Genomic DNA, 12,025 nt, shown 5'->3' with positions numbered 1-12,025 from the left:
ATCTCTTTTCTATCTCTTAAATTAAGCCTTTGGGGCATAGTGTGAGAATTCCATACTGAAGGTTCCTCTACCTTGTGTTGAGGAGCGAAGAACTGTTGTATAACCAAACATCTTTTGAAGTGGAACCTCTGCACTAATTAAATCAGAACCAACTCTAGACTCCATACTATTTACAATACCACCTCTACTGGTTATAGATGAAATTACATCACCTACATATTGTGTTGGTGCAGAAAGCTTTACATTCATAATTGGTTCCATAAGAACTGCTCCAGCCTTTTGGCATACTGCATCAAATGCCATGTTTGCACAAGCCTCATTTGCAAATGGAGTACTAGTTAATTCATTATAAGCAATATCCTTGACATCTATTTCGATATCTGTTGTCTCATAACCAAACTTAATACCACTCTTAAATGCACCCTCAATACCGCTTTTTACAGCAGCAATAATTTCTTCAGGAATATCTCTTGTGTTTGCACTAATCTTAAGTACATTTCCACTGCCTGCAGGAAGAGGCTTAGCAGAAAGTGTGAGCTTTGCCCAGTTTTCTTTATTAGCGATAGTTCTATCAAAGGAGAATTCCTCTTCAGCCTCTCCGGTAATAGACTCTCTATAAGATACTTGAGGATTACCTACACGAGCTTTAATTTTCATCTCCTTAGTAATTCTAGTTACTAGAACATCTAGATGTAGCTCTCCCATACCTGAAATAACTAGCTGACCAGTTTCTGCATCATCTTTGTATGTGAAGGTTGGATCCTCTAATGATAAGCTTTCAAGAGCCTTTTTAAGCTTCTCCTGCTCCTCTGTGCTCTCTGGCTCGATAGCAACTGAGATAACTGGGTTAGGGAAGTGCATCTTTTCAAGTAGGTATGGATGAGCTTCTGTACCAATAGTATCACCTGTTTGAGCCATCTTAAAGCCAATGATAACACCAATATCTCCAGCCTTTAGCTCTGTTAAATCTGTCATGATATCGGCATGCATTCTAACAATTCTATTAACTCTTTCCTTCTTGTTCTTAGTAATGTTTTGAATAGCAACACCCTTTTTAAGAATACCAGAGTACATTCTAACAAAGCAGAGCGGACCAGCCTTTGGGTCTACAACAATCTTAAAGATAAGGCCAAGCATTGGACCCTTCTCATCGTGGATTACTTCAATTTCCTTATCCTTCTTCTCCCAATAGCCCTTTAAAGGTGGAACCTCATTAGGTGCTGGAAGTAAGTCAACAACTCCATCAAGAAGAGGCTGTACACCAATATTCTTTAAGGAGGAGCCAACAAATACAGGAAGTAGTGTTCTCTCTAGAGTACACTTTCTAAGTGTTGAAATAATTAAATTAGTTGGAATTTCTTCTCCCTCAAAGTATAGCTCTGTAATTTCATCTGAATATGAAGCACAAGCATCTATTAGCTTTTCTCTATATTCCTCTGCCTTTGCTTGGTAATCAGCTGGGATATCCTCTTTTGTAATAGTTGAGCCCTTATCCTCGCTAGAGAAGTATAGTGCCTTCATCTCTAAAAGTGAGATGATACCTGTAAAATTACTTTCAGCCCCAATTGGAATAAATAGAGGTACTGGTGTTGCTCCGAGCTTCTTTTCCATCTCGTTTAATACTTCATAGAAATTAGCTCCTAAGCGATCCATTTTATTTACAAAGGCAATACGAGGAACCTTATAGGTATCGGCTTGCTTCCATACTGTTTCTGTCTGAGGCTCAACACCTCCTACAGCACAAAATACTCCAATAGCACCATCAAGAACTCTTAAGCTACGTTCAACCTCTGCTGTAAAGTCAACGTGTCCCGGAGTATCGATAATATTTATTTGGTGGTCTCTCCAATAGCAGGTAGTTGCAGCAGAAGCAATAGTAATACCTCTATCCTGCTCTTGCTGCATAAAGTCCATGGTAGCTTCACCATTATCTACCTCACCAATTTTATGGTTTTCACCTGTATAATATAGAATTCTTTCTGTTGTAGTTGTTTTTCCTGCATCGATATGCGCCATGATACCGATGTTTCTTATCTCTTTTTCATTCATAGAGAAAAGCATACCAAAAAACGGTGTAGCTTGTCACTTGCTTTAAAGCTTTTTACCAGACCTCATAGCATTGATAACAGCAATTAGTGCAACTCCAACATCAGAGAAAATTGCAAGCCACATCGATGATAAGCCAATAATCGCTAATATGATAACTAAAAGCTTTACTGCTAATGAAAAGACTATGTTCTCCTTTACAATTAGCTCTGTTCTTCTGCTTATTTTAATTGCATCGCTAATCTTTGTAAGACTATCAGAGATTATAACCATATCACTTTGTTCAATTGCAGCATCACTTCCACAGCCACCCATAGATATTCCAATATCGGCTTGAGCAAGGCTTGGTGCATCATTAATACCATCACCACAATAAGCTACAATGCTATCACTACTCATCATAGCCTTTAGAGTGTCAAGCTTTTGGTCAGGGAGCAGTGAATAGTGGAAGGAATCAAGCTTAAGCTTTTTAGCTATGCTTTCACAGGTTTCCTTTTTATCACCTGAAATCATAGTTAATTCCTTAATTCCTAAGCTCTTTAAATCCTCTATAGCCTTTACTGAGTCATCCTTAACTGTATCAGAGAGTGTAACATATCCAAGAACCTCATCTGAGGTACCAAAGTATACAGCTGTCTCTTTAGACTCATTTACATTACTAAATAGCTTACTATTTCCTGCATAGTAGGTAACTCCATTAATATCACCCTTAATACCCTTTCCAGGAAGCTCTGTAAGATGATCAACCTTAAAAAGCTGCTCCTTATTACTCTTTACAATTGCTTTTGCTATTGGGTGTGTTGATGAGCTTTCAAGTGATGCTAAATAAGGCATGATATTTAAGCTTGTAAGATTAATAACACTTGTACAGGTTAATTCTCCTTTAGTTAGAGTTCCTGTTTTATCAAATGCAATTTTACTTACCTTAGAGAGCTTTTCAACAACATCAGAGCCCTTAACTAAGATTCCATTCTTAGCATATGCGCCAATTGAAGCAAAATAGGAGAGTGGAATAGAAAGTACTAAAGCACAAGGACATGAAATAACTAATAGCTCCATAGCTCTATAAATCCACATATTAAAAGGATCCTTTGTAATTAATGGAACTATAAAGGCAATTATTAAAGCTAAGAGACAAACAAGTGGAGTGTAGTATCTTGAAAAGCGTGTAATAAACTGCTCACTCTTACTCTTTTTATCGCTACTAGTTTCAATTAGCTCTATAATCTTTGTAGCTGTTGATTCATCATATCTCTTTGTAACTTTTACCTTTATTAATGATGAAAGGTTTACAGAGCCTGATAAAACATTAGAGCCTACTTCAACATCAACTGGTAAGCTCTCTCCTGTTAATGCCTTTTCATCGAGTGCAGAGGTGCCTTCAACTACAACACCGTCAAGAGCAACCTTTTCACCAGGTCTTACAACGATAATTGTTCCTACCTCTATTTTCTCAACACTAATTAATTCTCCATTCTCAAGTAGAGCTTCCTTAGCTGTTATATCGAGAAGAGCTTTAATTGATTTTCTACTTTTTCTAACTGCCTTTGCTTGGAAGTATTCACCTATCTGGTAGAAGATCATTACAGCAGCGGCTTCTGAGTAGGAGGAAAGAATTAATGCTCCAACAGTTGCAATACTCATTAAGAAGTTTTCATCAAAAATCTTTCCTTTGAAAATATTTTTAACTGCATTTATTAATACATCATAACCAGCTATTACATAGGAAAGTAAAAAAAGATAATGGAGCTTAAAAGTAAATGCAACTATAAAAATAGCTAGAGAAACACATATTCTTATTAGTTCTAGCTTTTGATCATTTTCTATCTCTTCATGTTCTGAAAGCTCAATATCATCCTCACACTCTTTACAGAGCTTTTCAATTTCTGCTTTATTTAATGTAGTTTTTACAACTAGCTTACCCTTTGGAAAATCGAAGGATGCATATGATACATTCTTATTTCCGCTTAGAGCTCTTTCAACCTTTTTAGCGCAATCTGCACAATCGATTTTAGCATTAAAGCTATAGGTTTTCTCAAAGCTTATTTCATCGGAGATAGCTGTAGCTATTTTAATAATCTCTTCTCGAGAAAGCTCGCTATTTACAGTTAATTTTTTATTATTAAAGTCGAGTATTGCTTTTTCGACTCTTTTATCACTATTTAGTGTGCTTTCAATTTTTTGAGCACAGTGTGGACAGTCAATAGAAATATTAAATGTATGCTTTGTCATAGATCCTCCAATATATGAATATATGAGCAACTATTCATATATTATATACCTATATTACTATTGTCAACATGAAAGATAATTAATTTAGTATTTTATAAAAATTAACACCTCCAAAGATTATCTAAGGAGGTGTTTAAAGGCTTAATAAGGCTTTTTCTGGTGGTTATATATTCCACTTGTTCCTGAGGCTAAGAAGCTCAGTGCTGCAGCTAGGAATAGTAGTGTAGGCTCACTGTAGCCAAATAGCTCAAGGCCTAAAGCAAAGCATGCAAGTGGAAGGTTAGTTCCTCCAGATAGCATTGAAATAGCTCCTAATACTGCAAACGCAGAAACTGGAAGAGAGAAGAGAGATGCAAAGCTCATGCCAAAGCCAGCTCCTACAATTAAAAGAGGGACAACCTCACCTCCAGCAAATCCAGCTGCAAAGGTAAATGCAACCATTAAGAGCTTCATAAGGTCTGCTACATGATTTGCTTTTCCTTCAATAATATCTGAAAGTAAAGCACCACCTAAGCCGTTATATTTAAATGATTTTGTAAAGGCATAGGTAATCATAGAAACTCCAAGTAGGATGATACTTGGTACTAATACCTGTAAATATTCATTTTTTATCTTGCTCTGGAATATGTGCTTAATAGAGTGAGTAATGAAGCAGAATAACCTTGAATAAAATCCAGCTAAAACTGCAAATATTGCTACTATTAAATAGTTACTTACTGTTACATCGAGAGGAATAAACTCAGGTATATGTAATATATGAATATTTAATAGCTTTGAAATTATTACTGCTGTAAATGAAGAAATCGTGCAAGGAAGCCAAGCATCGAGTCTTGTTGTCTTTGGAGATGCAAATTGTGTTCCAAACATAACTCCTGCTATAGGAGATGAAAATAGGGCACCAAAGGCTGCAGATGCTCCGCACATTAAATAATATTCGCTATTATTATTTGAATTTAATTTAAATAGCTTATTTTCTAGCATTTCAACAGCAGAGGCACCGGCAAGTCCAATTTGAACACCAGATCCCTCCTTACCACCTGAAGCACCAGTAATATGTGTGATTAAAGTAGCAATATAGGCAATTGCTCCCATTTGAGGGCATACAGCATGCTGTACCTGTGATTTTGCTAGGTTACGACTTCTATTATTAATATCATCAATAGCTTCTGTTGTACTATTTCTATATCTTGTTCCTGCTACCTTATATAAAAAGGTAGTTGCAACAGCTCCTAGTGGAATTAGAAAAACCAAGAAAGGGTAAGAGGAGTTTATTTTACCGACAACATTAATAGAGAGTGCAAATATGGTCATAAGGACACCAACAAGTGCACCTGTTAAAAAACCTCTAAATAATTGGAAGAGCCAATTAAGCTTATTTGAATTGTATTCCATAACAAGCATGGCATTATAGTTAAAAAAAAGCTGTAGGAAAAGTCCTACAACCTAAAATAGTTATTTTGTTATAGCTGCTAGAAGCTTATTAATTTCATCAAGCTTAGATGCATCAGAGTCAAACTTTACAGGAGTTTTTTCATAGAATGCTAAAGCGTATTTTAAAATCATTACAGCTTCCTGCTTATCTGAGATTTTATCCTGAGTAACAGTTGAGTAGAATGGCTTTCCATTCTTTCCATCCTTACCCTCATAGTACTTCATCTTCTCTGTAGGCACTGTCTCAGCATTATATTTCTTCTGCATTTTATCAAATTCTTTAGCTCTCTTAGATGCACTCCAATCTCTATCAACAAGCTGCTGGGCAAGCTCAAGATAGTTAGTAAGGTTATTTCTATTTACGTTATCTTGAGTATCGACACATCTTCTCATATAGCTAATTGCAAAGTCCTTATCACCAAAGCTAATACCACCTGGAAGCTGGTTATATAAAATACCTAAAACATACCAGGAATCTGTGTAATCGGCATTAAAGTCATTTTGAACCTTTTCTACTAAGGCTCTCATCGGTTTAGCCTTGCTTAAGCTATTGAGAGGTCCATTTACTTGTCCAATTCTACCAATAGCACTTGCTAACCAGTGGTAAGCATTGTAGCTTTCAACTAAATCAACAGATTGCTGAGCAAGCTCCTGGGCCTTTTCATATCCATCAAGTCTAGCCTGCTTGTTTTCACTAGTTTTCTCAATATCATCTGTTAAGGTTAATACGTTTCTTGAAAGTCTCCATAAGATCTCAGCCTTTTCACTGTTATCAGCTGCCTGGTTAAGACTTTTCTCAAGGTACGCCTTATCTGTTTGATAGTCATGAACATTGTAGAACTGGTAATCACTATAAGCAGGATTAAATGCTGCAAATAGTGTTGATGCAATGATTAACATCATCACAATAGCTAATAGTTTTTTCATTTTTTATCTCCTAGTGCATTAGTAATCTTACAATTTTATCCTTTAGATTACTTTTATATGGTGCATACCTAACTGGTATGTCTAAAAGAAGACTCTTTCTTAGGATACTCTTCTCATGTGTGAAGGTATCAAAGCCCTGCTTTGAGTGGTATGAACCAAGACCTGAGTTACCAACTCCTCCAAAAGGCATATTCGGATTAGTTAGATGTACAACACAGTCATTGACACATCCACCACCAAAGGTAAGAACCTCATGAGCTTTTTTTACTCTCTCATTATTCTTTGAGAAAATATAGAATGCAAGAGGCTTTTCTCTTTGTCTTATAAATTCTAATGCATCGTCAAAGGATTTATAAGTAATTAAAGGTAAAATTGGAGCAAAGATTTCATCACACATAAGTGGTGATGATAAATCAGGCTTCTCAATTAAGGTTGGTTCAATTTTTAATGTGTTGTTATCAAATCCTCCGCCAATTACTATTTTACCACACTTAAGAAGGCTCTTTGCTCTTTCAAAGTGCTTTTCATTAATTATCTTTGGTAAATCAGGTGATGTAATAGGATTAGTTGAGAACATTTTTGTAATAGCATTTTTAAACTCTACTACAAATCTATCCTTTACCTTTTCATCTATTAAAAGATAGTCAGGTGCTACACAGGTTTGTCCTGCATTTAAATATTTTCCCCATGCAAGTCTAGTTGCACTTAGCTTAATGTTTGCACTCTCATCAATAATTACAGGGCTTTTTCCTCCTAGCTCAAGTGTAACTGGAGTTACATTTTTACTAGCAGCTGCCATTACTACACGACCAACATTAGGACTTCCTGTAAAGAAGATGTGGTCAAATCTTAAATCGAGTAAGTCTTGGTTTGCTTGGTGACCACCCTCAACAACATATACAAGTCCTTCCTCAAAGAACTCTCCAAGTACCTTCTTTAAGGCCTTACTAGTATATTCTGAATATCTTGAAGGCTTCAGTATTACAGTACAGCCAGCTGCAAGTGCAGCTGCTAATGGATTTAATGCTAATTGAATAGGGTAGTTCCAAGGTGAAAAAATTAAAACATTACCCTTTGGCTGCTTGAGAATATATGAGCTTGAAGGAAAGTGTGCTAAAGGAGTTCCGACTCTCTTCTTTTTAGCCCATTTCTTTGTATGCTTTATTAAATGATTAATTTCACTATATACAACACCTAGCTCTGTCTCATAGCCTTCAAAATGAGTTTTTCCTAAATCCTTATATAACGCATCTAATAAAAGAGCTTCATTAGATTTCATAGCACTTTTAAGAGTCTTTAAATTCTTAATTCGCTCTTTTATTAAAAGAGTTTTACCACTCTTAAAGTACTCATCTTGTTTCTTACGAACAATTAAATATTCTTCATTCATAATTTTATTTTGACAAATAATGTATTAGCTGTCAATAAAACTAGACACGTATGAAATTAAATAAAATAGGGAAATGATTTTTAAGAAAAGTGCTAAGAAATTCAAATTCTAGATTAAAATATTCTTTATCCTTCTTTGGTTTTCCAGGAAGGATTTTTTGTACCTCCTAAAAAAATAATAAAAAATTTTTAATTCATTTTATCTTAAAGAAATAATAAATCTTAAGGCTTGGAATTTCATGTTTTTACCTCATTTTTATTACGATTTTTTTAACTTTTATTTGAATTATTAATAGAAACCAAAAAAAGGAGGCAGCGATGGCAAAGGAAAAAGATCGCGCAGCAAAGAATTTTTTCTCTGATCCTAAGATCTTTTCAGAGTTTGTTAATCTATCTCTATTTAATGGAGAAGAAAGAATAAAAGCTGAAGACCTAAGAGAAATAGACCCTGTTAATTCTACAGTGTTTACTAAGAATAAATCCTTAGAGGTATTAGTAGATAATCTTTATGATTCAACAGTAAAGGAGAGTGATGAAAATGTATATGCAATCATTGGTCTTGAGTCACAAGCATATAGTGATAAGCATATGGTAATAAGAGCAGGCATTGCATCACTATTAATCTATGATAATCAAATAGCTATTATCAAGGAGGGTGAGAAGCTAAAGCCAGTGTATATCATAGTGTTTAATATGCTAGATAGGAAATGGAGTAATGCAACTGATTTAAGAAAGCTTTTATCAGATGAAGCGATAAATGCCTTTGGATATCCATTAGTAAACTCAGGATACTATGTATTAGATCCTCATGAGCTAAAGGGCGAAAAGTTAAATAAAATAAGTAAGCCATTAAAGCTAGTATTAAATATTATTAAAAACCAAGGAGATAAAAATGCGCTTTTAAGTTATATTAATAGTGAAGAGGCCTTTAAGAACCTTGATTATAGAACAGCTAAGTTATTAGAAACAATAATGAAGGTAGATATTCCAAATGATGGAGGTTATAACATGTGTAAGGCAATTGAAGATATAAAAAATGATGGTAAGCTTGAGGGTCTACTCGAGGGAAAGCGAGAAGGAAAACGTGAAGGTAAGCGTGAGGGGAAACGCGAAGGTAAACGCGAATGAAAGTGCGAAACTCTATATGAATTAACTCGTGATGGAATAATTACAAAGGAAATAGCTGCAAATAAGCTTAATATTACTGTTGAAAAGTTTGAAAAGAATATGAAGGCTTACTTTTCTAAGTAATAGATTCTTGGAGTAGAATAAATAAGACTCATGAGTTCTTAATTTACTCATGAGCCAATTCTTAACATAAATAGGTCTTTCAGTTTAGATAATCGCCAACAGGACTGCTATTATACTGCTTAATTATTTTAACAACTGTGGAACCATCTGGCTGTTTACTTTCTTCGATAATCCTGTACAGAGTTCCTTTCTTAGTCATGCCTTCCTTGTACTGCTGATATTCCTTATCAGCTAGCTCAACAGCATATTCATGTGGAATATCTTCCTTTAGCTCGAAATGCAGTGTTTGGCAAATACATGCAGCTTGTACTCTCTTCATTTAATCACCTCCTCGTTAAATATCTCTCTGATTACGGCAATTTTTTTCGCACGAATAGAAAATAGAATAGCATTAATTCTGTATTATATAAGTAAATGCTACTCGATATACTTAAATTATTCTGATTAAATTTTAAAAGTCAAGAAAGTATATTTGAACTTTTTTGAAAAAATCACTACCTTCTAATTTGAAAGTAGTGATTACATCTCTAATCACTCTTTCGATAAATTCTTCTGTGTACGAACAACCTTTAACGATTATATATACCTACATGGGGAATATGAAGAGATACATTCTGCATATGGGGATATATATTAAGGAAATAGCTCCTTATAGCCTGAATACTGTTACTTTCATACAGGAAAATGGTAGCCAAGAATCCCCATTAATGAGGTAAGAAGAAAGATGACGGAGCTATTCATCTGTCAGCTTCTTTCACTACTCCATTATTTTCTTAATGGTTCTCATTGATTGGGTAAGGTCTTCAGCTATGGAGGTCAGGTATTATCCTCAGGACTGACTCTGTATCATCATGAACCGAAAACAGAATGCATAAATAAAACTCCATCCGCATATTCCTTACATTGTATATTTTGTCGAAAGCGGATGGAGTCTATCTGATTAAGTATTGTTGTAGAATCTGATTATTTTTTTGTTAACTCAGCATAAGGTTCGCCCATGAGGACATGAGAGTATCCTCCATTTCCGTCCTCAGGAACCACCATGTTTACATCCACACCATCCTGGAAGATCATGACGATATCGCTGCCTCCGAAAAGGAAGTAACCAAGCTCATCCCCCTTATCCACTTTATCACCAACGGACAGCCCCTCGGTGAAGTTGCATGAAGATACCTGACTCATACCTACAGGGATTATCGCGACAAGACCGTAATCGGTATCAAGTACGATTGAGTCACGTGTCTCTATTGCCTGCCAACCGATTACCTGAGACTGCAGCACATACCTTCCGCTCTCCTCATCCCACACCGTGATTCCGCCTGCGGCATCCATTGCGGGGATTTTGTTCATCTCAACCACTGTTCCGGAAACTGGGAAGTGATAACGGTGGTAGTCATTCACGTCAAGGAAGGTGTGAGTGAGAGTACCTCCGGCAAAGGCATCTCCGTAGCTGCTGTCCGGACCGAGAAGGTCGGAAACCCTGTTGAACTGTCTTGACTTGATTAACACGCCCTCAGGCTGGATGATGTCACCTTTTTCGTCGATCTTCCAGATGCCCTGAGGCTTTGAGTCTGCCGGTGCAACAAGCTCAGTTTCAGCAATCGGCCTTACATCGGGACTTATGAGATGGCGGGCAAAGAATTCATTGAACGTTTTCCACCTGTTTTCATCTCCGTACCAACCTTCGGAAAAACCGAAGTCACCGCTTTCAACCACTGCATTGAAGTAATCATCATTCCAGCTTTCAGGTGTTGAAAGATATTCACCCCACGAGGAAGCATACTTGATGCACCATTCTACGATTGCAGGACAGTACTGGACTGTCGGGTAGTAATAGCCCCTGTCTTCAAGCTCCTTAAGCGGCTGATCTAAATAGTAGTAGAAATAAATTAGGGACTGATCTATCTGATCATAGATGGACGGATAGGTTTCAGATACATCGATCATCTCCCATGGCATGCAAACCGCGCACCAGTCAAGGTAGTCATAGAACTCATCCAGGGACTGGACCGGGTTAGTTTTCCTATCGGGATTGACGGCAACACCCTTTTCGATTGATTTTTCCATAAGGGCTTTCAGCTCAGGATCTGAATCCATGATAGCAATGAAGTCCTTCGTGATATCTGCCCTCTCTTTCTCAGCCTTAACCGTGGTACAGCTCACGGTCATGATGATTATCATCAGTATAAGAAGTAAGTAAATTGATAGTCTTTTCATTATCGTCCTCCGTGAAAAAATTACCAATTTTTTAAATGTATTACAAGAAATCTTACTCTTTTTACATTATGATTTATCGTACGGTTGGTCTCATACAATTCTGCGGAGTGTCACAATGGGTTTAATAATCTGAGTACATGGGATTACGTTTCAGAACGTTTACAACTTATGAGGTGAAAAAAAAGTCAGAACCCGTTTATTCCAGATTCTGACTTCTAGGGACATCTCCGAGGGGAATTGAACCCCTGTTGCTGGGATGAAAACCCGGTGTACTAACCACTATACGACGGAGACATTATGTGAGCCGCACTGGATTCGAACCAGTGACCCACGCCTTAAAAGGGCGTTGCTCTACCTACTGAGCTAGCGGCCCTCGCAACGTGTGATACTCTACCAAGAAAACTATTGGTTAGTCAATAGAATATAGAAAAAATTATTACCAAATTTTTATTTTATTTTTGAATAAGGAAATAATAGGTGCCAGATGCCCGAATTACGATTTTTTTAATTTTTTTGGTGATTATTAGTAGAA

8 protein-coding genes and 2 tRNA genes are annotated in these 12,025 nt (G+C 36.3%); 1 reads left to right on the top strand and 9 read right to left on the bottom strand.

Annotation, left to right across the window (positions count from 1 at the left end):
- Window positions 1-21: 21 nt before the first annotated feature.
- The 5 genes from fusA to FYJ80_RS05920 all read right to left on the bottom strand — a co-directional run bounded on the left by fusA (window position 22) and on the right by FYJ80_RS05920 (window position 8,026).
- Window positions 22-2,049: an elongation factor G gene (fusA, locus tag FYJ80_RS05940; RefSeq protein WP_154425288.1), complete on the bottom strand. Its 2,028-nt coding sequence runs from the start codon at window positions 2,047-2,049 to the stop codon at window positions 22-24.
- Between the two features lie 42 nt (window positions 2,050-2,091).
- Window positions 2,092-4,278 carry a heavy metal translocating P-type ATPase gene (locus tag FYJ80_RS05935; protein ID WP_154425287.1) on the bottom strand — a complete coding sequence of 729 codons (2,187 nt, stop codon included), beginning with the start codon at window positions 4,276-4,278 and terminating at the stop codon, window positions 2,092-2,094.
- Between the two features lie 141 nt (window positions 4,279-4,419).
- Window positions 4,420-5,670: a chloride channel protein gene (locus FYJ80_RS05930; protein ID WP_206360988.1), complete on the bottom strand. Its 1,251-nt coding sequence runs from the start codon at window positions 5,668-5,670 to the stop codon at window positions 4,420-4,422.
- A gap of 60 nt (window positions 5,671-5,730) precedes the next feature.
- Window positions 5,731-6,636 carry a hypothetical protein gene (locus FYJ80_RS05925; protein ID WP_154425285.1) on the bottom strand — a complete coding sequence of 302 codons (906 nt, stop codon included), beginning with the start codon at window positions 6,634-6,636 and terminating at the stop codon, window positions 5,731-5,733.
- A gap of 10 nt (window positions 6,637-6,646) precedes the next feature.
- The gene (locus FYJ80_RS05920) at window positions 6,647-8,026 is read right to left on the bottom strand and encodes an aldehyde dehydrogenase family protein (protein WP_154425284.1); all 1,380 of its coding nucleotides are present in this window, start codon (window positions 8,024-8,026) and stop codon (window positions 6,647-6,649) included.
- A gap of 317 nt (window positions 8,027-8,343) precedes the next feature.
- Between FYJ80_RS05920 and FYJ80_RS05915 the strand changes: the two genes are divergently transcribed.
- On the top strand, window positions 8,344-9,153 hold the full coding sequence (locus tag FYJ80_RS05915) for an Rpn family recombination-promoting nuclease/putative transposase (RefSeq protein ID WP_154425283.1): 810 nt from the start codon (window positions 8,344-8,346) through the stop codon (window positions 9,151-9,153).
- Window positions 9,154-9,355: 202 nt separating this feature from the next.
- On the opposite strand, the gene FYJ80_RS05910 is transcribed toward FYJ80_RS05915, so the two are convergent.
- The 4 genes from FYJ80_RS05910 to FYJ80_RS05895 all read right to left on the bottom strand — a co-directional run bounded on the left by FYJ80_RS05910 (window position 9,356) and on the right by FYJ80_RS05895 (window position 11,866).
- Window positions 9,356-9,595, bottom strand: a complete 240-nt coding sequence (locus FYJ80_RS05910) for a hypothetical protein (RefSeq protein WP_154425282.1) — start codon at window positions 9,593-9,595, stop codon at window positions 9,356-9,358.
- A 644-nt stretch (window positions 9,596-10,239) separates the two neighbouring features.
- Window positions 10,240-11,493: a phosphatidylserine decarboxylase gene (locus FYJ80_RS05905; protein ID WP_154425281.1), complete on the bottom strand. Its 1,254-nt coding sequence runs from the start codon at window positions 11,491-11,493 to the stop codon at window positions 10,240-10,242.
- 222 nt (window positions 11,494-11,715) lie between these two features.
- Window positions 11,716-11,787 (bottom strand) — tRNA-Glu (locus FYJ80_RS05900).
- Between the two features lie 6 nt (window positions 11,788-11,793).
- Window positions 11,794-11,866: transfer RNA gene (locus FYJ80_RS05895), tRNA-Lys, on the bottom strand.
- Window positions 11,867-12,025 lie beyond the last annotated feature (159 nt).

This window comes from Bullifex porci, assembly GCF_009695635.1.
In the GTDB taxonomy this organism is placed as follows: Bacteria; Spirochaetota; Spirochaetia; order Sphaerochaetales; family Sphaerochaetaceae; genus Bullifex; species Bullifex porci.
Note: the sequence above shows the minus strand (reverse complement) of the source record. Positions and strands in the feature narration are given on the sequence as shown.

Bases quoted from the DNA above. Each gene is read 5' to 3' on its own strand.
- fusA (WP_154425288.1), bottom strand. From the start codon at position 2,049: ATGAATGAAAAAGAGATAAGAAACATCGGTATCATGGCGCATATCGAT.
- FYJ80_RS05935 (WP_154425287.1), bottom strand. From the start codon at position 4,278: ATGACAAAGCATACATTTAATATTTCTATTGACTGTCCACACTGTGCT.
- FYJ80_RS05930 (WP_206360988.1), bottom strand. From the start codon at position 5,670: ATGGAATACAATTCAAATAAGCTTAATTGGCTCTTCCAATTATTTAGA.
- FYJ80_RS05925 (WP_154425285.1), bottom strand. From the start codon at position 6,636: ATGAAAAAACTATTAGCTATTGTGATGATGTTAATCATTGCATCAACA.
- FYJ80_RS05920 (WP_154425284.1), bottom strand. From the start codon at position 8,026: ATGAATGAAGAATATTTAATTGTTCGTAAGAAACAAGATGAGTACTTT.
- FYJ80_RS05915 (WP_154425283.1), top strand. From the start codon at position 8,344: ATGGCAAAGGAAAAAGATCGCGCAGCAAAGAATTTTTTCTCTGATCCT.
- FYJ80_RS05910 (WP_154425282.1), bottom strand. From the start codon at position 9,595: ATGAAGAGAGTACAAGCTGCATGTATTTGCCAAACACTGCATTTCGAG.
- FYJ80_RS05905 (WP_154425281.1), bottom strand. From the start codon at position 11,493: ATGAAAAGACTATCAATTTACTTACTTCTTATACTGATGATAATCATC.